The 21,167-nt window shown below is 62.9% G+C and carries 31 protein-coding genes; 18 read left to right on the forward strand and 13 right to left on the reverse strand.

From position 1 onward, the window contains the following. The first annotated feature begins 298 nt into the window (after nt 1-298). The 4 genes from C7401_RS37425 to C7401_RS37440 all read left to right on the forward strand — a co-directional run bounded on the left by C7401_RS37425 (nt 299) and on the right by C7401_RS37440 (nt 4,334). Entirely contained in the window at nt 299-604 is a 306-nt protein-coding gene (locus C7401_RS37425) for a DUF4212 domain-containing protein (RefSeq protein ID WP_308012473.1), read from the forward strand. Next, nucleotides 601-2,619, forward strand: coding sequence for a sodium:solute symporter family protein (locus C7401_RS37430; RefSeq protein ID WP_112177085.1), 2,019 nt, complete (start codon nt 601-603; stop codon nt 2,617-2,619). The genes C7401_RS37425 and C7401_RS37430 overlap by 4 nt, the downstream gene beginning before the upstream one ends. A gap of 635 nt (nt 2,620-3,254) precedes the next feature. Beyond that, nucleotides 3,255-3,809, forward strand: a complete 555-nt coding sequence (locus C7401_RS37435; RefSeq protein WP_112177086.1) for a hypothetical protein — start codon at nt 3,255-3,257, stop codon at nt 3,807-3,809. A 159-nt stretch (nt 3,810-3,968) separates the two neighbouring features. Then, the gene (locus C7401_RS37440) at nt 3,969-4,334 is read left to right on the forward strand and encodes a hypothetical protein (protein WP_133254671.1); all 366 of its coding nucleotides are present in this window, start codon (nt 3,969-3,971) and stop codon (nt 4,332-4,334) included. A 305-nt stretch (nt 4,335-4,639) separates the two neighbouring features. On the opposite strand, the gene C7401_RS37445 is transcribed toward C7401_RS37440, so the two are convergent. The 11 genes from C7401_RS37445 to C7401_RS45200 all read right to left on the reverse strand — a co-directional run bounded on the left by C7401_RS37445 (nt 4,640) and on the right by C7401_RS45200 (nt 12,652). After that, nucleotides 4,640-5,692, reverse strand: a complete 1,053-nt coding sequence (locus C7401_RS37445; protein WP_112177088.1) for a tyrosine-type recombinase/integrase — start codon at nt 5,690-5,692, stop codon at nt 4,640-4,642. Continuing rightward, nucleotides 5,693-5,914 (reverse strand): DUF4224 domain-containing protein, encoded by a 222-nt coding sequence (locus C7401_RS37450; protein ID WP_112177089.1) that lies wholly within the window; start codon nt 5,912-5,914, stop codon nt 5,693-5,695. Then, entirely contained in the window at nt 5,914-6,390 is a 477-nt protein-coding gene (locus tag C7401_RS37455) for a phiTE_015 family protein (protein ID WP_112177090.1), read from the reverse strand. The genes C7401_RS37450 and C7401_RS37455 overlap by 1 nt, the downstream gene beginning before the upstream one ends. Next, nucleotides 6,387-6,647, reverse strand: coding sequence for a hypothetical protein (locus tag C7401_RS37460; RefSeq protein ID WP_112177091.1), 261 nt, complete (start codon nt 6,645-6,647; stop codon nt 6,387-6,389). Before C7401_RS37460 ends, C7401_RS37455 begins: the two co-directional genes overlap by 4 nt. Further along, on the reverse strand, nt 6,644-7,165 hold the full coding sequence (locus C7401_RS37465) for an SAM-dependent methyltransferase (protein WP_112177092.1): 522 nt from the start codon (nt 7,163-7,165) through the stop codon (nt 6,644-6,646). The genes C7401_RS37460 and C7401_RS37465 overlap by 4 nt, the downstream gene beginning before the upstream one ends. Continuing rightward, the gene (locus C7401_RS45400) at nt 7,162-8,130 is read right to left on the reverse strand and encodes a tail protein X (protein WP_220092893.1); all 969 of its coding nucleotides are present in this window, start codon (nt 8,128-8,130) and stop codon (nt 7,162-7,164) included. The genes C7401_RS37465 and C7401_RS45400 overlap by 4 nt, the downstream gene beginning before the upstream one ends. A 15-nt stretch (nt 8,131-8,145) precedes the next feature. Beyond that, nucleotides 8,146-9,984, reverse strand: coding sequence for a DNA cytosine methyltransferase (locus C7401_RS37475; protein WP_112177093.1), 1,839 nt, complete (start codon nt 9,982-9,984; stop codon nt 8,146-8,148). Between the two features lie 21 nt (nt 9,985-10,005). Then, nucleotides 10,006-10,971 carry a hypothetical protein gene (locus C7401_RS37480; protein WP_181565790.1) on the reverse strand — a complete coding sequence of 322 codons (966 nt, stop codon included), beginning with the start codon at nt 10,969-10,971 and terminating at the stop codon, nt 10,006-10,008. Nucleotides 10,972-10,976: 5 nt separating this feature from the next. Beyond that, nucleotides 10,977-11,951: a phosphoadenosine phosphosulfate reductase domain-containing protein gene (locus C7401_RS37485; protein WP_112177094.1), complete on the reverse strand. Its 975-nt coding sequence runs from the start codon at nt 11,949-11,951 to the stop codon at nt 10,977-10,979. A 408-nt stretch (nt 11,952-12,359) separates the two neighbouring features. After that, on the reverse strand, nt 12,360-12,494 hold the full coding sequence (locus C7401_RS45820) for a hypothetical protein (RefSeq protein ID WP_258397374.1): 135 nt from the start codon (nt 12,492-12,494) through the stop codon (nt 12,360-12,362). Further along, nucleotides 12,494-12,652 (reverse strand): hypothetical protein, encoded by a 159-nt coding sequence (locus tag C7401_RS45200; protein WP_181565791.1) that lies wholly within the window; start codon nt 12,650-12,652, stop codon nt 12,494-12,496. The genes C7401_RS45820 and C7401_RS45200 overlap by 1 nt, the downstream gene beginning before the upstream one ends. Nucleotides 12,653-12,931: 279 nt before the next feature. Between C7401_RS45200 and C7401_RS37490 the strand changes: the two genes are divergently transcribed. Next, nucleotides 12,932-13,132: a hypothetical protein gene (locus C7401_RS37490; protein ID WP_112177095.1), complete on the forward strand. Its 201-nt coding sequence runs from the start codon at nt 12,932-12,934 to the stop codon at nt 13,130-13,132. A 36-nt stretch (nt 13,133-13,168) separates the two neighbouring features. Here C7401_RS37490 and C7401_RS37495 read toward each other — a convergent pair whose 3' ends face one another. Further along, nucleotides 13,169-13,852 (reverse strand): hypothetical protein, encoded by a 684-nt coding sequence (locus tag C7401_RS37495; RefSeq protein WP_112177096.1) that lies wholly within the window; start codon nt 13,850-13,852, stop codon nt 13,169-13,171. Nucleotides 13,853-14,376: 524 nt separating this feature from the next. Next, nucleotides 14,377-14,856, reverse strand: coding sequence for a hypothetical protein (locus tag C7401_RS37500; protein WP_220092897.1), 480 nt, complete (start codon nt 14,854-14,856; stop codon nt 14,377-14,379). Between the two features lie 391 nt (nt 14,857-15,247). On the opposite strand from C7401_RS37500, the gene C7401_RS37510 reads away from it, so the two are divergent. The 13 genes from C7401_RS37510 (at nt 15,248) to C7401_RS37565 (ending at nt 21,118) form a co-directional block, all read left to right on the forward strand. After that, a complete protein-coding gene (locus tag C7401_RS37510) occupies nt 15,248-15,520 on the forward strand; it encodes a hypothetical protein (RefSeq protein ID WP_220092894.1) in 273 nt (90 codons plus the stop codon). A gap of 207 nt (nt 15,521-15,727) precedes the next feature. Next, nucleotides 15,728-16,177, forward strand: coding sequence for a phage regulatory CII family protein (locus C7401_RS37515; RefSeq protein WP_112177100.1), 450 nt, complete (start codon nt 15,728-15,730; stop codon nt 16,175-16,177). After that, nucleotides 16,174-16,446, forward strand: coding sequence for a hypothetical protein (locus C7401_RS37520; RefSeq protein ID WP_112177101.1), 273 nt, complete (start codon nt 16,174-16,176; stop codon nt 16,444-16,446). The genes C7401_RS37515 and C7401_RS37520 overlap by 4 nt, the downstream gene beginning before the upstream one ends. A gap of 7 nt (nt 16,447-16,453) precedes the next feature. Next, complete coding sequence (locus C7401_RS45825; RefSeq protein WP_258397375.1) at nt 16,454-17,569, forward strand: phage replication initiator YdaU family protein; 1,116 nt, start codon at nt 16,454-16,456, stop codon at nt 17,567-17,569. Continuing rightward, nucleotides 17,566-18,153 carry a DUF1064 domain-containing protein gene (locus tag C7401_RS37530; protein ID WP_112177102.1) on the forward strand — a complete coding sequence of 196 codons (588 nt, stop codon included), beginning with the start codon at nt 17,566-17,568 and terminating at the stop codon, nt 18,151-18,153. The genes C7401_RS45825 and C7401_RS37530 overlap by 4 nt, the downstream gene beginning before the upstream one ends. Then, nucleotides 18,153-18,749: a hypothetical protein gene (locus C7401_RS37535; protein WP_112177103.1), complete on the forward strand. Its 597-nt coding sequence runs from the start codon at nt 18,153-18,155 to the stop codon at nt 18,747-18,749. The genes C7401_RS37530 and C7401_RS37535 overlap by 1 nt, the downstream gene beginning before the upstream one ends. Next, entirely contained in the window at nt 18,746-18,919 is a 174-nt protein-coding gene (locus tag C7401_RS45205) for a hypothetical protein (protein ID WP_181565792.1), read from the forward strand. Before C7401_RS37535 ends, C7401_RS45205 begins: the two co-directional genes overlap by 4 nt. Beyond that, a complete protein-coding gene (locus tag C7401_RS37540) occupies nt 18,916-19,179 on the forward strand; it encodes a hypothetical protein (protein WP_112177104.1) in 264 nt (87 codons plus the stop codon). Before C7401_RS45205 ends, C7401_RS37540 begins: the two co-directional genes overlap by 4 nt. Then, the gene (locus C7401_RS37545) at nt 19,176-19,616 is read left to right on the forward strand and encodes a nuclease domain-containing protein (RefSeq protein WP_258397376.1); all 441 of its coding nucleotides are present in this window, start codon (nt 19,176-19,178) and stop codon (nt 19,614-19,616) included. The genes C7401_RS37540 and C7401_RS37545 overlap by 4 nt, the downstream gene beginning before the upstream one ends. Further along, nucleotides 19,613-19,912: a hypothetical protein gene (locus C7401_RS37550; RefSeq protein WP_112177105.1), complete on the forward strand. Its 300-nt coding sequence runs from the start codon at nt 19,613-19,615 to the stop codon at nt 19,910-19,912. Before C7401_RS37545 ends, C7401_RS37550 begins: the two co-directional genes overlap by 4 nt. Further along, a complete protein-coding gene (locus tag C7401_RS37555; RefSeq protein WP_112177106.1) occupies nt 19,909-20,253 on the forward strand; it encodes a hypothetical protein in 345 nt (114 codons plus the stop codon). Before C7401_RS37550 ends, C7401_RS37555 begins: the two co-directional genes overlap by 4 nt. After that, nucleotides 20,250-20,498 (forward strand): hypothetical protein, encoded by a 249-nt coding sequence (locus C7401_RS37560; RefSeq protein ID WP_112177107.1) that lies wholly within the window; start codon nt 20,250-20,252, stop codon nt 20,496-20,498. The genes C7401_RS37555 and C7401_RS37560 overlap by 4 nt, the downstream gene beginning before the upstream one ends. A 41-nt stretch (nt 20,499-20,539) precedes the next feature. Next, complete coding sequence (locus C7401_RS37565; RefSeq protein WP_112177108.1) at nt 20,540-21,118, forward strand: hypothetical protein; 579 nt, start codon at nt 20,540-20,542, stop codon at nt 21,116-21,118. Nucleotides 21,119-21,167: the final 49 nt, after the last annotated feature.

A 21,167-nucleotide genomic window follows, 5' to 3' on the forward strand; every position in this document is an offset into this window, starting at 1 on the left:
TGCGCCGTTTGCTGCGCTCGCTCGCGAAGGGCGAGGCGATCACGCAGGACGTGTCCACGCTGGAAAACCCCGCGATTCTCGATCAGCTCGGCGAGTCGCTCTAACGGCCCGTCCAAAGGCCGAATCACACGCGGCGCCTTGCGAGGCGCCGCGTGTGAAACGTTTTACCGCGGTTTTACCGGCGCATCCCCGCATTCTTACCGATTGCCTGCCATACGCGTTTTTGCTACACAGGCGCATGGCCGCGCCACACACTACACCCCAGAACAATATCAATCCATTGCCTGAGCCACCGCCGGTGAGCGAGGCGATGGCGCACGCGCATCGGCGCTACTGGCGCTTCAATATGGCGCTGATCGCCGTGCTCATGACGATCGGCTTCGCCGTTTCGTTTGTCGCGCCGCTCTTTGCGCGCTCGCTCGCCGACGTGCGCTTCGCGGGCTTCAGCCTGCCGTTCTATCTCGGCGCGCAAGGCGCGATTCTGCTCTACGTGCTGCTCGTCGCGATCTATATCGTGCTCATGCAGCGCGCCGACCGCGTGCTTCAGGCCGCGCGCGAAGCCGACATCGCCATTCGCGAGGCGAGCAGGGCCCCGCAACGATGAAGCTCGCGCACCGCCTGATCCGCTCCTATGCGCTGTACACGCTCGGCTTTCTCGGCTTCGTCTATGTGATGTGGCGCATCGAGCTTTTCACCGGCCCCGGCATGTGGATCGGCTACGTGTTCCTGTTCGTGCCGATCGCGGTGTACGCCGTGATCGGACTGCTCTCGCGCACGTCCGATCTCGTCGAATACTATGTGGCGGGGCGGCGCGTGCCCTCGTTCTTCAACGGCATGGCAACGGCCGCCGACTGGCTTTCGGCGGCGTCGTTCATCGGCCTCGCGGGCTCGCTGTACGCGAGCGGTTACGACAGCCTTGCGTACCTCATGGGCTGGACGGGTGGCTACTGCCTCGTTGCCTTCCTGCTCGCCCCGTACGTGCGCAAGCTCGCGCGCTACACCATTCCCGACTTCCTCGGCACGCGCTTTTCTAGCAACCTCGTGCGCGCACTCGCTGTGCTCGCAACCATCCTCTGTTCGTTCGTCTATCTCGTCGCGCAGATCCAGGGCGTGGGGCTGATCGCCACACGCTTCATTGGCGTGGACTTCGCCATCGGCATCTTCTGCGGGCTGGCGGGCATACTCGTGTGCTCGTTTCTCGGCGGCATGCGTGCGGTGACGTGGACACAGGTTGCGCAGTACATCATCCTGATCGCGGCCATCCTGATACCGGTTTCGCTGATCGCCCATCGCGACGGCCTCGGCTGGCTGCCGCAACTGGACTACGGCAATGTGATGCAGCGCGTGGAAGCGCTCGAACGCGACGTGCGCGGCGCGGGCGCGGAGGCCAACGTGCGCGACGCGTACCGCGAGCGCGCGGCGCAGTGGCAAACGCGGCTCGACACGCTGCCGCAGTCGTATGTGAAGGAAAAGACGAGCCTCGTCGAATCGCTCGCCGACCTGCGCCGCCACAACGGCCCGCTGCGCGACATCGACTCGCTGGAGCGCGAGCTCAACGCGTTTCCGCGCGACGTGGACACCGCGCGCATGCAGTGGACACGCCAGCGCGACGACCTGCTCGCGCGGGCCGCGCCGCCGGTGCCGATGAACGAGCCGTTCCCCGCCGACGACGAAGCCGAGCGGCGCGTGCATCAACGCAACTTCCTCTCGCTGCTGCTGTGCCTTTCGCTTGGCACGGCGAGCCTGCCGCACATACTCACGCGCTACAACACGACGACCTCGGTGGCTTCCGCGCGCCGATCCGTGGGCTGGACGCTCTTTTTCGTCGCGCTCTTCTACCTGACTGTGCCGGTGCTCGCGGTGCTCATCAAGTTCGAGATCCTCACGCATCTGGTGGGGCAACGCTTCGACGATCTTCCGCATTGGGTGATGCAGTGGCGCCGCATCGAGCCATACCTCATCAGCATCGCGGACGTGAACGGCGACGGCGTGGTGCGCTGGAGCGACATCCAGATGCAGCCCGACATGGTGGTGCTCGCCGCGCCGGAAATTGCTGGGCTGCCGTACGTGATGTCGGGGCTCATCGCGTCGGGGGCGCTCGCGGCGGCGCTTTCCACAGCCGACGGCCTGCTGCTCACGATTTCGAACGTGCTTTCGCACGACGTGTACTACCACATGGTCGATCCGAGCGCGTCGAGCCAGCGGCGCGTGACGATGTCGAAGATCCTGCTGCTCGGCGTGGCGCTCTTTGCTTCCTATGTGGCGTCGCTCAACGCGGGCAACATCCTGTTCCTGGTAGGCGCGGCGTTTTCGCTCGCGGCGTCGAGCCTCTTTCCCGTGCTCGTGCTGGGCGTGTTCTGGAAACGCACGACGCGCCTGGGCGCCGTGGCCGGCATGATCGCCGGGCTGACCGTGTGCGTCTATTACATCGTTTCGACTTACCCGTTCTTCACGCAGCTCACGGGCTTCTCGGGCGGACGATGGTTTGGCATCGAGCCGATCAGCTCGGGCGTGTTTGGCGTGCCGGCGGGCTTTCTCGTGGCGATCGCCGTGAGCCTGCTCGACCGCAAACCCGACGCGTATACGATCGCGCTGGTGGACTACATCCGCCATCCGTAAGGGTGTGAAAACGCCTGCCGGTGTGCGTTCGATCACACGAGCAACGCGCGCGCGAGGCGATACTGGAAGCCTCTCGTTCCCGCGAACCGGTCCTCAAAGCAGTGCGCGGGAATTCGGCGTCGGGCGTTGGCCCGACGTCCTTTTCCACGACACTCGCCCTTGTGCGCAGCTTCACGTCGTTGCGACCGAACCTTTCCCCGCTCATTCTTTTCGACGACGGCATCCCGTATGTGGGGTGCCGTACGATGGCGCGCAGAGTTCGATTGCGCTCCGGTGCAGTCCGTTTAGCATGGGTCCTGGCACCACCTGGGAGGGTGGTGCTCCATGTAGGAGCACTCTCGGCCGCAGCTCGTCTGCGGCTTCTTTTTTGGAGCGGGGCGCGTGGTCTTCTTCGGGAGAGGGTTCACGCGTGCGTCTATGTGATCGTTGTTGGCGCAACCAGGTCGACGTTGATGTGATGATCTGGCGCTGCCAGCGCGGCGCGGCACGGCGAACGAATATCCGTGCCGCATAGTTTTTGCCGTTCTATCAAGACTTCCGCTTTTTCGTCCGATAAGCAGGCTGGGCCCGGCGACATGACGGCGCGATGCGTCAGACATGCGTGGGTGATAGAACCTGATCGACACGAGGACGAAGTGAAGAATGGCAAGTATGGCGTCGTAGCAGGCGCCTGTGTGGTAGCAGTGCTGCTGGCTGGTTGTGAAACCACCAATTCGTTTCCGTACAAGGCGTCGACGGAAAACGTCATCGCGATTCAGCAGAACCTCCAAGCGAAGAAGGTTAGCGTCGCCGATATCCAGCTTGCGCCTGGCGTGGACGAGAGCCCGCTGTGCCGCCTCAACGGGCCGGTCAAGGTTGCGCCTGGCAAAACGATTCCGCAATACGTCAAGGAAGCGTTCGAGGAAGAGTTGTTCATGGCTCAGGCCTACGACGTGAAGGGGCCGGCCATCCAGGGGCGCATCGAGGAGTTGAGCTTCAGCTCGGTTTCTCCGGCCAACTGGACGATCAGGATGTTCGTGAAGTCGCCGTCGTCGCCGGGCTACGAAGTCTCGGTCAAGTACCAGTTCGACACGAGCTGGACCGCGATGTCGGCGTGCAAGAACGTGGCCGACGCCTTCGGGCCAGCGGTTCAGTCGCTGCTCAAGCAGGTCGTGACCAACCCGCAGTTTTCGGCGCTCGCCGGGAAGTAATTGCGGTTGGTACTGTCATGTGAAGCCCGCGCAAGCGGGCTTTTGACTTCGTGCGGGTCACGGACCCGGCAAATCCGCTTTGACGCCTCAGGTACAATCTCGCGCGCCGCCCGCCGTGACGGCGATTCCATACAAAAAACCGCCTCACCGGGGAAGCCATTGAAGCGTATTGCACTGAGCCTTTGCGTCGTTGTTTGCGCCTGCGTGGCGGGTCCGGCGTTCGCCAATTGCTGGGGCAACGACGCCTTCCAGAATTGCGTCGACGAATCGGGCAACTCGTACACCGTGCAGCGGTTTGGCAACACGTCGACGGTCAACGGCTACCAGCAGAAACTGCCCGGCGAGGCCTGGCAACAGACCGGCGCCTCCATTGGCGACACGACGTTCATCACCGGCCAGGCCGCCGACGGGTCCACATGGACCGAGACGATCAGGAACTACGGCAATGGCTCGCGCACGATCTCGGGCATGGACGGCAATGGGCTTGTTTATAACAAGAACTGCACGTCGTATGGGTGTCACTGAGGGATAGGGCGGGAAGGGCGCGTTGTCGCCTCGTCTTGAGGCGCACGCGCTATCCGTGGAGGGGCGTATTGGCCTGCCTCGGGTCTTTCTGCTGAGGGGGATTTCCAGGCCCGATGCGGGCGTGGAGGAAAACTGGCGGAGAGACGGGGATTCGAACCCCGGATAGGCTATTAACCTAATTGCACAACGGCGCGCATTGCCCGCTGCATCTGCAATCACCTTCGCGAAGTTGTACCTTAGGTGTAGGGGCGCCTCGCCATATCGCTCCTTGTTTTCCAATATCACCCCGGCGCTTAAGGTACAGTTTAACGCAGCGGCTTGACCTTCTCCGGCTTGCGGCGATACACGCGCTCGGTGATCTTTCCATCGGCGTGCGCGAGCAGTGCGCGGGCGTGTTCCAGCGTGTCCGCGTCGCTTGCGCACTTGGCGCGCAAGTCGTGCTCGGTGAACTTCTCTTTCAGCTTCGTCGTCTCCAGCACCTTCGTCATGAAGTTGCGCCACATCGTGTCCCAGCCTCCGGCGCGCCCGGTTTCCTCGTCGAAGTAGCATTCGCCGCGCATCGTGCAAAAAAGCCACGGCGCTATCTGCACGGGCCGCGCCGATTTGGCGATGGAGATCGCCTCGCGCAGCTCGTCCGACCATTCGATGATCAGGCGCTTGCCCGTCGAGTTTTCCGTTTTGCCTGGCGTCACGTGGATTCCGTCCTCTTTGAGGTCGGACATCGTGAGGCGCAACAGGTCGCCGCGGCGCATGCCGGTGAGCAGCTTCACGCGGATGTAAGCCTGGATCGCGAGCACGCTGCCCGCCTTGCGGCGCGACTCGATCGAGAGGCACTCGATGATTTCCCAGTCCTCGACGTAGCGCGTGCGCGGCTTCTCGCCGTCGAGACGCACCTCGCCCTTGAACGGATGGCGGTCGAGATAGCCCCACTCGACGGCCTTCGTGTACGCGTGCGAGAGAATCTCGATCTCGCGCCGCGCCGCGACCTTGGCTTGGCGCTTGTCGATGTACTGGTAGACATGGCGCGGCTTCAGCGACGCGAGCGGCAGTGCGCCCATGACAGCGCGCAGGCGCTTGATCGCGACGCTGTTTTGCGCCTGCGTAGTGATGCTCTTTGTGGGCACGATCTGGAGCGCGTAGCGGTCGAGCAGCTCGCCGATGTTCTTTGCGTCGTCGAGCGTGCTCAGCCGATCGGCCCATGTCCGGTATGACTCAGGCAGCGACTTGCCGAGGCGGAACAACTGCTTGCCGTCCCATTGCGACTCGAGTCCGAGCGGCACCTGGTAGTAGTACGCCCCGTGCTTGAAGCGCCAGCGCGCTGGCAGCCCCTTGTTCTCTTTCTTGCGTGGCAACGGCATTTACGCGGCGCTCCAGTCGGGCATGATGTCTCCCATATCGCCGCGCGCCTCGTCGGCGCCGAGTACCTGCTCGACATGGCGGCGCGAGACGATGATGCGGCCATCGGCGCGCACCTTGTGCTCGATCCCCATGCCGCGCAGCACCTGCTCTTGCGAACTACGCTGGACGCGCCCCGTCAGCTCGACGAGTTCTTCGCGCGTCAGGAACATCGATCCGATCATCAGTTTCCCTCCTGCTGGTTCCCGTCTATGGGAGCGGCGTTACCTTTCTCGACGGGATGGGCGGCAAGCAACTTTGCCACTTCCGCACTGAGCCAGTTGCCTTTGACCATCTGGCCGTGGAACCCGGCGCACTCGGTCAGGAGCGCGCGGACATCAGGAGGTAGCGTCGCCCCTGCTTGCGGTGCTGCCGCGCGGGTGTAGAGCTTCGTGCCAATAGGCACCTTGGATGCTTCGAAAGCAGCCATAGTGAATCCATCGGTTCCTGGCATACTGCCGGCCTCGCCCACCGGCTCATCGCCCTTCACCGTGGCTTGAGAGGCGGCGCGGGCTTGCCATCCTCGCCATGCGCGTTGCGTGTGGAATTCTTCGTAGAACTCGCCATCGCGTTCGAGGTTGGGCGTGATGTCGAGTTCGCCAGTGAGCATCCATGCCTCAAACGCTGCGCGCTCGCCGTCCTTCATCGTTTCATTGCTCATTGCGAGTCTCCAGCCGGATAGATCCACTTCGGATCAGTTGCGAACAGACGGTTTTGCACTTGCGCGTCGCCGCGATCGATCTTCGCCTTCAACGACTGCGCCCAATCGCAGAGGCGGTTGTATGCCTCGACGGTGCCCATCTGCGTTTCCATGTCTTTGACGGCGCTCCACATTCCGTATTCGCATGGGCGCGTGATGCGCTTCGGCGCAGGGCGGTCGCTCGTGGCCTTGACGGGCAACTGTTCGACGTTGCTCATTGCTTGGCTCCGTGCGAGGCGGCGCGCTTCATGAAGCAGATCCAGTGCGTATCGGCGCGCTTGCCCGACTTGTGGCCAAACAGCGGCTGCTGGTCGGTGAGCGCGAGGATTTCGCCAACCTTGATCTGCGTCTCGTTCCATTTGAAGATCAGCACACCTTCGTCGGCGAGCACGCGGAAGCACTCAGCGAAGCCGCGACGCAGGTCGTCTCGCCAGTCGGTGGACAGCTTCCCGTACTTGGCGGCGAGCCAGCTTCGCGGGCCTGCGCGCACGAGGTGCGGCGGATCGAACACGACGAGCTTGAACGCGCCATCGGCGAAGTCCATCGCACGGAAATCCATCGTCAGGTCAGGCGACACGCTCAGCACGCGCTCGCCGTCCTCTCTGCCGTGCGAGCGGTCGGTGACGGAAACCGTCTCGTCGCGCACGTCGCCGAACAGCACGGCCGGGTTTTGCGGATCGAACCAGAACATGCGGGTACCACAGCACGGGTCAAGGATCGTTTTCGCTTCGCTCATTCGCTTGCCTCTTGCGCGGCCTGCGTGCCCGGCGGCAAAGTCAGAACCGTGCCGACTGGGAAGTATTCGTGCGGCAGCAGGCTCGCAAACTCCGGGTTGCACGCAAGAATGTGTCGCCACACTTTCTCGTCGCCGCACTCGCGTAGTGCGATGCCCATCACGGATTCGCCGGCCTTCGTGGTGTACGTGCGCTCGTTAGGCTGCACTGGATACTCGCCACACTCGATGCAGACACGATCCGAGCGCACGTAGTCATGTGAGCACGCCACGCGCTCGTGGGGCTGCGGGGCCGTGCGCGTCTCGCGAAGCACCTTCACATAGCCCGCTCGCGACGCCAAACACTTCTCATAGCCCGCGCGATCTTCCAGGATGCCGAACTGCCAGCCGCTTTGCAGGCCGCGTGCGAATTGGAGGTCTTGAAGCGCGCACGACCGCCGATCCTCATAAACGGCCAGCGCTACTGCCTCTGCGGCGACGGTAGGCGTAGGGGCGGTGCGGCCTTTCGAAACTTCCTCGCTCATCCACTCGCGGAATTGTTCGAACGTCGTGTCGGCGGTGCGCGTGGAATTGAAAATCGCGCGCCATTCGCTTTCGTCTATCGGCGCTACCGCAGCAGGGGCGACGGGAGCGGCGTAGACGATACGGCGCTCGCTTTCGGGCGCGTCATAAAAAAGCGCCGGGTCAGAGTCTGCCCACGAAAGCGCATCATCGCGCACCTGGTAGATCGGCGCTCCCGCCGCATCGGAAGGGGCGATAGCGGCTTTCGCTTCGAGTTCGGCCTCTCGGCGCCCAATCTTCCAGAACGGTGCGAGCCAGTGTTCGTCGCTGGGTGGCGCGTTCGTTCCTTGGTAGCCGAAGGCCATGGCGCCAGTGATTGCCTCGCACGTCAGCTTTCGTTCGAGCAGGATCTGTTCGCTGGACATCGTGGCGCGGATCTCGGCTTCGGTCAGTTGTTGCGTATCCATCGTTTCCTCGATTCGTTATGCGGCCACGCTGGCCATTTGCTTCTCATGCGCGAAGTTCGCGCGGATCAGCGCCGTGGCGACGTCGGGGCACACGCTGTTGCCGATCATGCGCACCTGTGACGATTTCGACAGCGGCTTCCCGTTGACGACCGGATTGATGACGTAGCTGGCCGGGAAGCCCTGGGCGAGCTTCAGCTCGTGCGGTTGGAGCATGCGCATGCCGATGTCGACGATTGCGTATTGCTCGCCGCCGATCATCACCACGCCGAGCGCGTGGGGCCCGTGGTACTTCTGCAAGAGCGCGCGCACTTCGCCAACGTGGGCGCCGCCGGCGGTGAGCGTCGGCATGGGCTCGCGCACGTCCTGCCCGAACTGGTTGTTGCGCAGCTTCACGAGGTGCGATGTCACGACAGACGTATCGGCTTTGCTCGTGACCGTGGCGAGCGGCTCGCTTGCGTCGCGCGGCCGCGATTGTCCGGCACGGCCACCGCAGCCGACGAGCTGCACGGTGACGACGGAATGATGGTCCGTCGTGGTGATAGTCCCGGTCGGGACATCGACGCCCGTTCCGACGACGCCGCCGTAGTGCTTCGCGAGGAACGCCGAGACGACCGCGTGCTTTACGCCGCCTGCGACGGCCGTGCCGAGCGGCTTGTCGAGGCCCGGCACGCGCGGCTCTTGGCCCTCGCGCTCGCCGTAGCCGGTCTGGATAAGCGTCGCTGAGACGATCCCCATGGCGTGCGCGGCGCCGGCCGGGCGCGCGCAATCGCCGCCCGCAGTCACGGTGTGCAGCGGCGCATCGGCTGCGCTCCCGACGCTATTCGCCCGGAATTTCGTGATGTGGGCGGTTACGAGCGCCTGTTCGCCGCGGTGTGCTCCCGTGACGGTTGCGATCGGCGCATCGACCGGTGCAGTGCGATCGCTGCCGTGATGCGTTACATGCATCAGCGTCGGCGCGACGACAGCGAATCTGTTGGCGGTCGTGGTCGTTCCCAGCGGGGCATCGAGGGCCGCGCCTCTGAAGCGCTCGCTGTCGCTGTAATACGACACGATGAACGGATCCGCACTGTCCACCACGAACTTCATGATGCCCTTCGCGATGCGGCGCAGAGTCGCGTCCTTCAACGGCTTGGAGCGCTCGAAGATCGACGGGCACGGCAGCTTCCAGTCGATGCAATCTGCCGCGGTGCGCCACGGCAGGAGCTTGCCCGCGCGCACGGCCGCGCTTTTCGGATCGCCGTGTGTTGGCGTCGGCCACGCGATCGGCAGATGGTCGCGGCGCGCGACGAGGAACAGGCGCTTACGGATCGTCGGCGCGCCGTAGTCGCACGCGCGCAGCTCGCGGTGCTCGACGGCATAGCCTTGGCGCTTGAGTGCGTTCACGAACGAGCGGAACGTGCGGCCCCGATTCTTCGGGCACGGCTTACCATCTGCGGCCAGCGGGCCCCACGTCTGAAACTCTTCGACGTTTTCCAGCATGATCACGCGCGGCTTGACCTTCGCGGCCCAGCGCAGCGCGATCCAGGCGAGGCCTCGGATCTTCTTCGACACGGGCTTGCCGCCCTTCGCCTTGCTGAAGTGCTTGCAGTCCGGCGACAGCCAAACCAGTGCGACGGGCTGGTTGCCGGTGATCGCGATCGGATCGACGTCGAACACGCTCTCGCAGTAGTGCGCGGTGTGCGGGTGGTTCGCCGCGTGCATTGCGAGCGCTTCCGCGTCGTGGTTGATTGCGACGTCTACCGGGCGCCCGAACGCGCGTTCCAGCCCGGTGCTCGCGCCACCGCCGCCGGCGAAATTGTCGACGATCAGCTCGGAGCCGAGGTCCAATTGCAGCGAAATCAAATCGCGCTTCATCGTGTCTCTCGAAGTTGGGGGTTAGGTGGTGGGTTCAAGCTGCTTGCGGACTGCCGCCGCGCGTGACTGTGAGCAACCCAGAAACTTGCGGATCTCGGTCACGGTCGGGCGCAGCTCACCGGCTGTTACTGCGGTCATGACTCGCATCACGTCGTCGGTCTGCTCGACTACCGGCAGGCGAAGCACCGGCGCTGACTCGACCGCGACCGGCGGCGCGACTGGCGCGGCCTCGTTACCCTCGGGCGTGACTGCCGTTACTACTTCGGCGTGACTGCCCTGCTGGGCGGGCGTTACCGCGATTTCAGTCACTGCGGCGGGGCGCAGCGCGAGCAGCCAGGCGAAGCAGGCGACAGCCTCAAGCACGGCGGCGAAGGCGAGACCGGTCACGAGTTCGGCGCGCGGCGCCGGCACGCCAAAGGCGGTCAGGGCGCCAGTCACCGGATCAGCCAGGGCGGCGGCGCGCGCGGCGGCGGCGCGGTCCTGCGCTGCCTCGGCGCGGAGCGCTTCAGCCTTCTCGGCGTCGATCGCATCCAGCTTCGCGGCGAAGGCTGTGCGTTCGACCCGGAGGCTCGTGCACGGCTCGACGCAGCGGCGCGCCGTGGCGCGGGCCAGTCGCGTGACGATCTCGGCCCGGTCACGGGCGATCACGCTCAAGTCACGGCCGGTCACGGTCACGACCGGCAGCGCGGCAGCGCGCAGCTCACCCGCATGCTTCTGCGCCATCAGGAAAAAGACTGCGTGGCCGTAGCAGGTCGCCGCCATGCAGCCAACCCACAGCGCCGCGCCGAGGATGCGCACGCGCAACCCATGCGGCCGGCAGAGGGCAGGGAGCAGGTGCGCAGCGACAACCAGCACGACGCCCACGGCAATCCACAGCACGCGCTCGGCGAGGAACCCGCCACGCTGCCAGCCAGCCATGATCGAGAGGCACGCCGCAGTCACGGTCGCCGCGACTGCGAGTAGTGCCGGGTAAGCGCGCATGGGCATGGCGATTACTCGCACAGGCCGTATTCCGACGCGCAGGCCGTGGCCGATGCCGCGTCAGCGAGCAAGTCGTACTGGCGACCACCACGGGTGGTCTTCGACCACTCAACTACATGCCAAACCGTCGACGAGGTGCCCGAGTGGCCCTGAGTGCCTAGGTGGAAGAACGAAACGGGACTCCGTGGTCGGCATACGGCGGACACGAGGCGCTCCCACTCGGAAATGCGCTCAATATGCTGCGGAAAACGGCGGGCGATTTCCCGCAGCTCGGCCTTCGCCGCATTGATGCACGGCATGCAACCGACTCGCGACATACCCTGCCGGTACAGCGGGTTGGGTCGAATCCCTGCGGCTGCATGGGCCTCGAACACGTCCTCGACACCCCAGCGGAGGATCGGACGATAGACTGAATAGAAGCCACCGCGATGCTCATACGAGGGCAACCAACGGCGTGACGCACTTTCGTCCGCTCGCACGCCCTGCCACGATTCGACGGCATAGCCATCGTCAATCAGGCCCAGTTGATACTCGGTTATCGGGTTGCGCTTCAGGTATTCGGTGCAATACTGGCGCTTGCGGGAGGGAAAGCCGCCCTTCAGCATGCACATGTCGAGATAGGGGTTGCCGGTTGGCTGGAGCAATTCCAAGGCACGGGCCGCAGCCTCCTGCGTCCACGCGTACTGAAACTGACGCGCGCCGTACACGGCCGACTCCGGTTCGCCGGCGGCGATCCGTGCAAGGTTGGCGCGCTTCGTCGCGAACTCATCATCGAACGACGCGCGCACAACGTTGATCTCGACGCCGAGCGTCTGCGGCAGATAGCCGAGCGCGTACTCGTAGGTCGCCTCGTGCTCATTCCCGGTGTCGGCGAACACGAAGCGGCAGCCTTCGCGGCCATGCAACTCGATAGCCAGCAGTGCAGTCGCAGTGCTGTCCTTGCCACCGGACATCGAGACAACGTGAAGGGTCGTTCGTTCGCTCATCTCTAGCTCGAAAAAGGACCGGCCCGTACTGGCGCCGGCCAAGACACACAACGTCACCCTCGGAGGTGCCGTCGCGAAACTGTTCAGGGTTACTCGATTTGCGCTCTGAGCATCGCGTCGCGCGAGTTGCGGAGCTTTGCGAGCGTCGGGGCTTTGGACTTCGCGAGGCGCAACGCGCCGATCGCCAATTCCTTCCACGAGACGGCAGTCTGGTAACTACCGGCTAGCACGCGTTGGGGGGGGGGCGGTTGCAGAGCTGCTCGATTTCACCGCGCAGCACTTCGATTTCCTTGCGCTCAACTTCGAGCGCCTCCTTCGTCTTTTCGATCTTCTGTTGAGCCATATCGATCTCCTGGTAGGAGTGCTAAATAGATTCAAGGGAGCGCGCGAGTCAGCGCGTGATTCAACTCAGGTACAGCGATGCTTGATGCAGTGAGCCTCGAAAGCTGCTTCGCGCTCATGCATCTGAGCCTGGAAGGCGAGCAGGGCGATAGCGACGAAACCAGCGATGCAGATGCGACCGGCGAGCTTGAGCGTTTCCATCAAGCACCTGCACGCAGGGCGACGATCAGATACCAGCCTGCACCAACGCCAGCGAACAGAGCAAAGGCACCAGCCACGCGAATGACCTTGCTATACAGCTCATCGCACGAAGCGAGCAGGGCGTTATCGCAAGCGATTCTGTTCATCATTCGGTCCATTTATTATTCGCAGCCCTAAGCGGGAGCGCTTCTCTCACGTTGCGAGGTCCATGCGTGGGAGACAACACGCTACGGGCTATTTAGAGCCGCCGCGACGGCTTGAAGCGCTCCCGCTCAGGGCTGCGTGATGAGTGGGTGAACGGATTACACCATATGGTTTATATTCGGTCAACACCATTTGGTTTATGTTGGTGCGGAAATTTGTAACAACGCCGGGAGTGGCCGATACCTCTAGGGTTAAGCGCCTATACCTATAGGGTTAAGTGCCGGGAGGCGACCATGACACGCGAGGAAGTGCTGCAAAGGATGGTGGCGGCTGCGCCAGATGACCAGCGATGGGGCCCGATCGAGCGCTACGCCGATTTGTTGGCCGAGCTGGAGAGGATGCTCAGCGACCGCGAGATGGGGGTGTTGGTGGATGTGGGTGCGCGGCTGGTGCGCGCCATCTACCCCGAGGCGTTCCGGGTGGTCCCGCTATGAAAAAGCCCCGCATGGGGCGGGGCGATATGGTGTGGGTCAGAACAGATTCGGCTTCGGCTTTACTGTCGATGCATCGAGGTGCGTTTTCTCGACACTGATGTAGCGTTCGATAGTCGGCGGTGTCCGGTCGTCCGCGAGACTCGACGGACACAGGTCAATCAAGAACTCGACGGCGGACGTTGTGATTTGATCCGTAGGGGAGAGCGACTGGCGCCAGAAGTTGGCGACGAAGCCGGACTTAACCTTGAAGTGGGCCCCGTTTCTATAGAGGCAGTCCTCCGCCTTGCGGGTGTCTGCGAGCTTGCCGCGACCATACTTCGCCGCGATCTGTGACTTCGCCATTTCGAATGCTGATTCGCTGAGCTTCAGCGACATTCCGGTGACGACGTCTGAAACGATCGTAAATGTTGCTTCGATTGCCCCGCCATCGAACGGCGTCATGATTCTAGTGGCGAACTTCGAGGCGCCAGGCGGAAGCGGCTCGTTGGACGCTTCCGCCGTCAACGGCGCAACCAAATACACGCCATCCCCTTCCTTGAGCTGCTCCAGGGCCTCGCGCGTCATGCCAATCTTAATTGCGCCGAACCCTTGCGGACCGGTCGCCGCCGACCTGTTGGCCGGTGTCGCCTTCTTTTCATGAGGCTGGTTTTCTGCCGACGCGTTGCCGGCCGCGAGAATGGCAGCTACGGACGCGATGGCGCCGACTGTTTTCCACAGCATTGTTGTTCCCCGATTATTGGTCGCTAGGCTAAAAGGCCGTCCCAGCTGAGGACTGAGTCGGCGTGCACTCTTGCGGTGCGGCGTTTACCTTTACGGTATGACGAAAATATTCGCTGTGACGGCTGTCACCTGACTTTCGTGATTTTTTTGTTTGAATGACAAGTCTTACATTGGCCCCTTCATCGGGCGCTGTTTTTTGGATAGACTACTGTATATCCATACAGTATTGTTAATGAGTTGAGGCTCGCGGGGGCGGCGTGGATCAAGCAGTGAAAGCTGAGGGAATGCGGTGCAAGGCGGGAGATTTGGCGCGAGTAGTCCACTCGACCAATCCGCTGCTGATCGGCCGAGTTGTGCTCGTTGAGAGGTGGGGAAAGTGCGATCGATGGAACGTTACGCTACTTGGCGAGCCATCCTTCGGACTGGAGTTTGGCACGGGGCGTCCGATCGTCGGCAGCAAAACGGCCTTTCGCGACACATCGCTCAGGCCACTGCAAAGCAGTGAGCGCGCATCGGGCGCGCAATCAATCGGCTTGGAAGCGCCCAGGCTCGGGTGAGGTCGAGGTCGCGGGCTGAGCGAGAAGCCCACTGATATAGGCCTCGACCCGCATCCTTCCTAGGTCATCCAGTCGGTCCCAGCCCGCAGGGGCGGGCGCGCGGTCGTCTCTCGGCCGCGGCGCGATGAGGTCAATTACCTCTCCACCGGTGCTTTCGCTCCAGGCGCGCTCCATCTCCAGCGCGACCTTCTCTCCAAACGACTTGGACCTTGCCATGTCGTGGATTTGCTGTGGCAGACGCTTCATGCGGCGCGCAACTTCGGCCTGGCCGTGGACTTCTATCAGACGTGATAGTGCGAGGCGCCGCAGCTCGGTCACCTGCTCGTGCACCAAAAGATTATCTCCCATGGGTGCAATTAGACCATCGTAAACCATTTGGTGAAATAAACCGTTCGGTGTTGAATGTATAAACCGTTTGGTGTACTCTGGCGTCATGGACAAGTTCAAGGCGTTCCTCTCATCAATGTCACTTCAGCGACGCGACGATTTCGCGCATCGATGCGGTACGACATACGCATTCCTTCGCAACGTCATGTACGGCCAGCGTATAGCTGGAGAAAAGCTTTGCGTGCGAATTGAGCGTGAGTCTGGCGGCGCCGTGACACGTCAGGATCTGCGACGCGACTGGCGAGAAATCTGGCCAGAGCTTGACCCCTCCTTGAGGGCGGCCTAATGCCACTTAGTCTCGCATAGGCCCATGCATTCGCAGTCTGGGTTGACCCACTAGCCGCCTCTGTGCGGTATCCAACATTCGAAAGTACGAGGGGTTCAAATGCACCTTCCGCAACACCAGCAAATGCTTCGCGAAGCAGACAAGCACGGCGGCCTCGCCAAGGTGATGAAGATCATCGCGCAGGAAAACAGCGCCGCGCTGCACATCGAGACCGGCGAACGCGAAACGCTGTCACAGCGTCGGTTCTACCATCCGCCGCTCCCCGCGCGCCGTATTCCCTACGCGTCCAGTCATTCCACGGAATTCCTGCCCGAGGCTCACGACGCAATGCGCCAGGAGGCTATTGCTTCGTGGCGCAAGGTTCAGCGCACCAGCGCGGCGAGCAACAGCAGCGAGAACACGAATGAAGCTTGCGAACTGGCTGCTGACATTGTTTGAGTTCGCGCAGCTCCACAGAGCGGAGCGCGCGGAAGAGATACGAGGCGAATCCCCGCGCCTCGATCGTAAAAGGCCGCACTGGCACGGCCCGAAGCAGTTCCGGCTTTAACCGGCGGCAACGACTTCATTTTCTTCCCTGGCTCGTTTTTGTTTGAAACGACTTTAGTAGTGCTAACGGGGACAAAACACGTTTGTTTGGAGCCTCAATTGAACATCCTCGATACCGCGCACGCCGTTGCGCACGATTACGACGGCGGATGCGAATCACTCGCGCCGCACATCGGAATGTCCGCAGCGGTCCTGCGGAGCAAAGTCAATCCGAACACGGATACGCACAAGCTGACTCTTCAGGACGTGATTCGCATCACCGAGGCGACGAACGACGACCGCGTGCTGGAGGCCTGGGCACAGTCGCGCGGCTATGCGCTCAACAAGGTGCCCGACGCGGAGCACTGCTCGGATGCGGCGGTGCTTGAGCTGATGGCGAAGACGTGGGAAACGAACGGCGAAATCGGCAAGGAAGTGAACCGCACATTCGAAGACGGCGTTGTCGAGCGCCACGAGGTCGCGCGCGTGAAGGATCGGATCTTCGATCACATCCGCACGCTGTTCGGCTTGCATAGCCGCATGGAAGGAATGGTGGAGGAAAAACGATGAGAGCCACAGCAACCCAACTGGCGGCGTATGACGCGCTCGACGCAGACACGCGCCGAACCCAAAAGCAAATGATCGTGGACCTGTTCACGGCCCCGGACATGCGCCTCACGCGCCAGGACATCGCAGACCGCACGAACATGCGTCTCGGCAGCGTCTGCGGTCGCGTGCGCGCCCTGATCGACGCCGGGAAGCTCGCGGTGTTCGGCACACGCAAGTGCGCCGCCACGGGCCACGAAAACGAGACGCTCGGCTTGCCGGCGGCGAACTGAGGGCGTCATGAGCGGATACGCGTACCAGTGGGCCAAACGTCAGCGCGTCGGCGATTCGTCGGCAAAGACGCTGCTGAAGACCTATGCGAACTGGGCCAGCGAGGACTATTCGACGTGGGTCACGAACGAAGAGCTTGAGCTGGACACCGAGCTGAACATCCAGACGATCCGCCGCGCGCGCAGCAAGCTGATCGAGCTTGGCTACCTGCTCGAAACGGACAAGCGCATCGGTCGCACGCAAAGCATCATCGTCTATCAGATGCTCGCTCCGGCTGGCGCGACGATCGTTCAAGCCGTCGATCAGCGCAACGGCGAAACGATCTCGCTGAGCCCGCCGACGCTTGAAGAGTTCGCGGCTAAGAGGGGTGGAAAACGAAGCCCCTCGAAATCTCAACCCTCTAAGGGGGGTGAATATTCAATCCCCTCGAATATTCAAGCGGCTCCAGATTCCACTTCAAGCCCCTCCAAATCCCACGTTGAAGGGGGTGAAATTTCACCCGAAGCCCCTCCAAATTTCGACACCAAGATAGCTTTAGTAGAGAAAGAGAAAGCAGTAGATCAGCAACCTGCGCGACGTGCGTCGCGAGTTGCGTTGAATTCCGAACTGCGATCGATCGAACTGCCCGACTGGTTGCCAGCGGAAGCGTGGGCGGATTGGTGCGAGCACCGCGAAGCGAAAGCGAAAGACGCTCCGTGGACGATGGCCACGGCCAAGGCCTCGATCAGCCGCCTGAAGAAGCTGCTTGATGGCGGCCAGTCCGTGGAAGCGACGGTCGAGGAAGCAGTCCTACGCGGCTGGACGGGCCTGTTCCCGGTGAAGGATGTGCAGCAGCAGGGTGGAAACGGCAACGCCAATGGCGGCGGCGCAGCGTCGGCTCCTGCCGACTGGTGGAAGACCGAGAGCGGCTATCTCGCTCGCGGCGCGCAGCTCGGCGTCGATCGCGCGAAGTTCCAGCACTTCGAGCAATTCAAGGCAAAGGTCTGCAAGCTCGCAGGCCCGGGCGAATGGATGGAAGAGCTTCTGCGCACGGTGAGTCGCGAGAGTGAAGAGCGCTACGAGGCCCTGTACGCCTACTTCAACGACATCCCGCGCGACAAGAACGGCAATTCGGAGGCCGCATGACGAAGCGCACCAATTCATGGCCGATGGTCGTGCCGCCCGGAACGAAGACGGTCGGCACCGCGCGCGTGCGCGACGACGCGTCGAGCGTGGGTTACGCCCAGCGGAAGCTGGCCGAGAAGTTCGGCACGAAGCCCGCACACAGCTTTGACGACATCGCAGACGGCGCGAAGAGCGCTGGCGCGAACACGCCTGCATATCGCCGCGAAACCGTGCCGTCGCCGGGCATGGCGAAGCCGAAGAAGGCGCCGAAGTACCGCAACACGAAGTGCGAGCAGAACGGCATTCGCTTCGACAGCCTCAAGGAGCGCGCGCACTGGCTGAAGCTGATCGAGCGCCAGGCGGCCGGCCAGATCCGCGATCTGGAGTTGCAGGTGGCCTTCGTGCTCACGCCGCGCAAGCAGCGCGACGACGGCACGTGGGAGCGGGCCTCGAAGTACGTGGCGGACTTCGTCTATGTCGAGGTGGCGACTGGTAAGCGTGTCGTGGAAGACGTGAAAAGCCCGGCGACCCGCAAAAACACTACATACGTGCAGAAGCGCAAGCAAATGCTGGCCGTGCACGACATCACCATCAAGGAAATCTGATGCCAGGCGTCTACAAGGGTATGCCTCGCGCTCCGAAGTGGAGCCCTGAGCAGGATGAGCTGCTGCGCAAGGTGTGGAGCGATCCTGCGCCGCTGAAGACGGTTCTCGCCCAGTTTCCGGGCCGCAGTTGCGATTCGCTCGTGGCGCGCGGTATCCGTCTCGGATTGCCGGACCGTCGCCTGTCGATTCCGGCAGAGCGCACGAAGCAGGGCGTGTGGCCACGCATCCGTGCGGCGCTTGAGGCGCGCCGCGCATCCATCGGCGATCTGGCAAAGGCCGCGGGCTGCTCGGAATGCACTGTAAAGCGCTTCATCAAGGCGAATCGCGCACAAGTCCACATCGGCCGATACCTCCGCGCGACCGGTACATCGAACGTGACCGCGCTGTGGGTGTGGGGCGCCGGCAATGATGCCAAGCGGCCCAAGCCGATGACGAGTCAGGAGTTGAAGGCTCGCTATTACCGGAAGCTGGAGCGCGAGCGTCCGGAGATGATCGACCAGCTTCGTGCGCGCGCCCGCGTTCGCATGGCAACGAGGGCAGGCAGGCTTGTTCGCCGCGATCCGCTGGTGGCGGCGCTGTTCGGAGGCGCCACGTGACCGAGCGCGAAGAATATGACGCATGGTTCGCGCGCGAGTTTGCGGGCCGCGACATTCCCGAGCTGCTGCGCGATCTGGGCTTCGTCTTCTGGCGGGGCGGCCGTGCTTCGCTGATCGCGGCGAGCGGCGCGCCGGTCGAGATCCGCACGTTGCCAGAGGTGCCGCAATGAAGCTCTGCATCAATTGCCGCTACTACGGCGGACGGAAGCGCCGCGCGCCAGACCAGTTGGTCGTCCCGCAGCCCGGCGAGTCGAGGCTGTGCCTGCATCCGTCGACCATCACCGAAATCGATCCGGAGGATGGTGAGCCGCGTCGCTATTCGCGCAACGCGCTCGCATACAACCAACGCCAGTATCCGCACTGGTTTGCGGTTCTGGCGGGGCGTTGCGGCACGCGCGCACGGTTCTTCGAGCCGATGGAGGGCGAATGAAGCGTTCGGCGCCGATGAAGCGGACCGGCTTCGCGCGCAAGCCGTCCTCGCCATTCAGCAGCTTCGCGAATCGGGCCACGGTGGCGCGCCGCACGACGATGAAGCGCCGCGCAAAGAAGCCGACCGTCGCAGAGGGTTCGAAGTATCTGGCGGCGTGCCGCGGCGAGCCGTGCTACCTGCGCGTGCCCGGTGTATGCCGCCTGAACCCGAACGACGAAACGGTAGTGCCGTGCCACGAGAACAGCTTGGCGGCCGGGAAGGGCATGGGATTGAAGGCAAATCACGCGCGCACGGTGCCCGGCTGCTTCTGGTGCCATACGTGGCTCGATCAGGGCCCGGCAGAGCGGGCGGTGAAACAGTCGGTGTTTCTGCCCGCGTTCGATGAGTGGGAGCCGGTGCGCGCACGAAAGATGGGATTGCAGGAGGTAATCGCTTGAGGCTGCTGATTGATGTGGAAGTCGAGACGAGGCGCGGCACGCAGACCCAGTCATTCGAGACGACGGTGTACGTAGTGCGCCGCTCGATCACGAAAGGTGTCGCGAGCGATGAGGTTGTGCTGGTGGACGCCTTCATTCCGCCGAACTACCGCGCGGGCATCTCGGGGCGGCTGCACACGTGGAAGAGGGGCGGCGTGCTGCGCTGCTCGGCGCGCGTGTCGATGAACAAGCGTTCGCTGATGCCGTTCATCGAAAGCGGCGAGAAGCGTTGGGTATGCGCGGAGGTGAATGAGTGATCCTCGAAGTGGAGTTGCACCTGCCAGCGGACCATTCGAAGCACGTCGGCCGCATGGGTGGCGGGCCGCCGCCGTCGTACGAGTTCAGCGCACCGGCGCGCGCGGTGAGGCGCATCACGTCGCGCTATCAGCCGGACTGGCTCAACCCGTGGTCAGTCTCGGCGCTGGTGCTGGTGCCCGAGAACCTGCGGCGCTTCATGGGAAAGAAGGACAAGCGCTGGGCCGAAGACGGTTATGCATGGCTGCCGGCGGACATCCACAGGCATGAAGGAAACAAGGCGGCGCTGCGCGAGCTCATTGCTAGCGGCGCCATCGAACTGGTACTGGAGGAAGCAACGTGAGCGAAATCAAGATCGATACGAGCCGCACCAACACGACGACGCATCGCGCAGTCGTCAGCTCGGAGGCAATCAATCGCCTCATGTTCGAAGAGATCTGCAAGCAGCTTGGACTCGACCCTGGCGCGGAGAACATCGGATTCAGTACGCGGATAAACAATCGCACGATGAGTTACGGAACGGAGATCGAGGCCATTGTGAGCGTCACGGTCCACCACGACGCCGAGCCACAAGCATCCGAGCAATGAGCGCGTGCAGCTGATCAACAAATCGAACAACAAAGGTGAACATGGAAGCAATCCACGAGGGCATTTTCAAGAGCGCGGAAGAGGCGGTCACGTTCGCCTGCAATTATTCGAGCCAGCAGTACGCCATGTCCGCTATGGGGAAGATCCTCCAGCGCGGCGCGCAGGGCAGCGGGCGCGGGCTCGTCGGGTTGGATGGCGCAGGTCAGGCAGGTATGGTCTTCGCCGAGCTGGAGCGCATCGACTACTGGCAGCTTGCCGTGCTCGTGACTGGCAAGCTGTCTCGCCGTGAGCGTTGCGACTGCACTCGTTCCTGCTGCCGTGGCTGGAAGCCGAACCCGGTATTCGAGGAGGCAGTGAGCCAGCTTGCGGATCACGTTGCGCGCGTGCATCCCGTAGTGCTGCCTGTGCGCTCGTTCCGCGTGGCCGTCATCAAGAAGTACTTCGGCGAGAAAGACAGCGATCCAATGGAGGTCGCGAAAGGCGAGGGCATGTCCAAGCGGACTGCCGAGCGCTACGTCGGGTTGATCCGCGAATTCATCAGGAATCTGGAGAAAGACGGCATCACGCAGTTGGCTGAGCGACTCGACAATATCGGCATGCTTGTGTCCACAACCGCTTGACTGGCGGAAAACACCGCCATATACTCCATTTTCATATACCGTACCAATG

Source organism: Paraburkholderia unamae (assembly GCF_003268775.1).
Classification (GTDB): Bacteria; Pseudomonadota; Gammaproteobacteria; order Burkholderiales; family Burkholderiaceae; genus Paraburkholderia; species Paraburkholderia unamae.

What these genes read in the sequence shown, in the direction of transcription:
- C7401_RS37430 (WP_112177085.1), top strand. Translation starts at nt 601, where the DNA reads ATGAAGCTCGCGCACCGCCTGATCCGCTCCTATGCGCTGTACACGCTC.
- C7401_RS37445 (WP_112177088.1), bottom strand. Translation starts at nt 5,692, where the DNA reads ATGCCGTTGCCACGCAAGAAAGAGAACAAGGGGCTGCCAGCGCGCTGG.
- C7401_RS37450 (WP_112177089.1), bottom strand. Translation starts at nt 5,914, where the DNA reads ATGATCGGATCGATGTTCCTGACGCGCGAAGAACTCGTCGAGCTGACG.
- C7401_RS37455 (WP_112177090.1), bottom strand. Translation starts at nt 6,390, where the DNA reads ATGAGCAATGAAACGATGAAGGACGGCGAGCGCGCAGCGTTTGAGGCA.
- C7401_RS37460 (WP_112177091.1), bottom strand. Translation starts at nt 6,647, where the DNA reads ATGAGCAACGTCGAACAGTTGCCCGTCAAGGCCACGAGCGACCGCCCT.
- C7401_RS37465 (WP_112177092.1), bottom strand. Translation starts at nt 7,165, where the DNA reads ATGAGCGAAGCGAAAACGATCCTTGACCCGTGCTGTGGTACCCGCATG.
- C7401_RS45400 (WP_220092893.1), bottom strand. Translation starts at nt 8,130, where the DNA reads ATGGATACGCAACAACTGACCGAAGCCGAGATCCGCGCCACGATGTCC.
- C7401_RS37475 (WP_112177093.1), bottom strand. Translation starts at nt 9,984, where the DNA reads ATGAAGCGCGATTTGATTTCGCTGCAATTGGACCTCGGCTCCGAGCTG.
- C7401_RS37480 (WP_181565790.1), bottom strand. Translation starts at nt 10,971, where the DNA reads ATGCCCATGCGCGCTTACCCGGCACTACTCGCAGTCGCGGCGACCGTG.
- C7401_RS37485 (WP_112177094.1), bottom strand. Translation starts at nt 11,951, where the DNA reads ATGAGCGAACGAACGACCCTTCACGTTGTCTCGATGTCCGGTGGCAAG.
- C7401_RS45820 (WP_258397374.1), bottom strand. Translation starts at nt 12,494, where the DNA reads ATGGAAACGCTCAAGCTCGCCGGTCGCATCTGCATCGCTGGTTTCGTC.
- C7401_RS45200 (WP_181565791.1), bottom strand. Translation starts at nt 12,652, where the DNA reads ATGGACCGAATGATGAACAGAATCGCTTGCGATAACGCCCTGCTCGCT.
- C7401_RS37490 (WP_112177095.1), top strand. Translation starts at nt 12,932, where the DNA reads ATGACACGCGAGGAAGTGCTGCAAAGGATGGTGGCGGCTGCGCCAGAT.
- C7401_RS37495 (WP_112177096.1), bottom strand. Translation starts at nt 13,852, where the DNA reads ATGCTGTGGAAAACAGTCGGCGCCATCGCGTCCGTAGCTGCCATTCTC.
- C7401_RS37510 (WP_220092894.1), top strand. Translation starts at nt 15,248, where the DNA reads ATGAAGATCATCGCGCAGGAAAACAGCGCCGCGCTGCACATCGAGACC.
- C7401_RS37520 (WP_112177101.1), top strand. Translation starts at nt 16,174, where the DNA reads ATGAGAGCCACAGCAACCCAACTGGCGGCGTATGACGCGCTCGACGCA.
- C7401_RS45825 (WP_258397375.1), top strand. Translation starts at nt 16,454, where the DNA reads ATGAGCGGATACGCGTACCAGTGGGCCAAACGTCAGCGCGTCGGCGAT.
- C7401_RS37530 (WP_112177102.1), top strand. Translation starts at nt 17,566, where the DNA reads ATGACGAAGCGCACCAATTCATGGCCGATGGTCGTGCCGCCCGGAACG.
- C7401_RS37535 (WP_112177103.1), top strand. Translation starts at nt 18,153, where the DNA reads ATGCCAGGCGTCTACAAGGGTATGCCTCGCGCTCCGAAGTGGAGCCCT.
- C7401_RS37540 (WP_112177104.1), top strand. Translation starts at nt 18,916, where the DNA reads ATGAAGCTCTGCATCAATTGCCGCTACTACGGCGGACGGAAGCGCCGC.
- C7401_RS37545 (WP_258397376.1), top strand. Translation starts at nt 19,176, where the DNA reads ATGAAGCGTTCGGCGCCGATGAAGCGGACCGGCTTCGCGCGCAAGCCG.
- C7401_RS37565 (WP_112177108.1), top strand. Translation starts at nt 20,540, where the DNA reads ATGGAAGCAATCCACGAGGGCATTTTCAAGAGCGCGGAAGAGGCGGTC.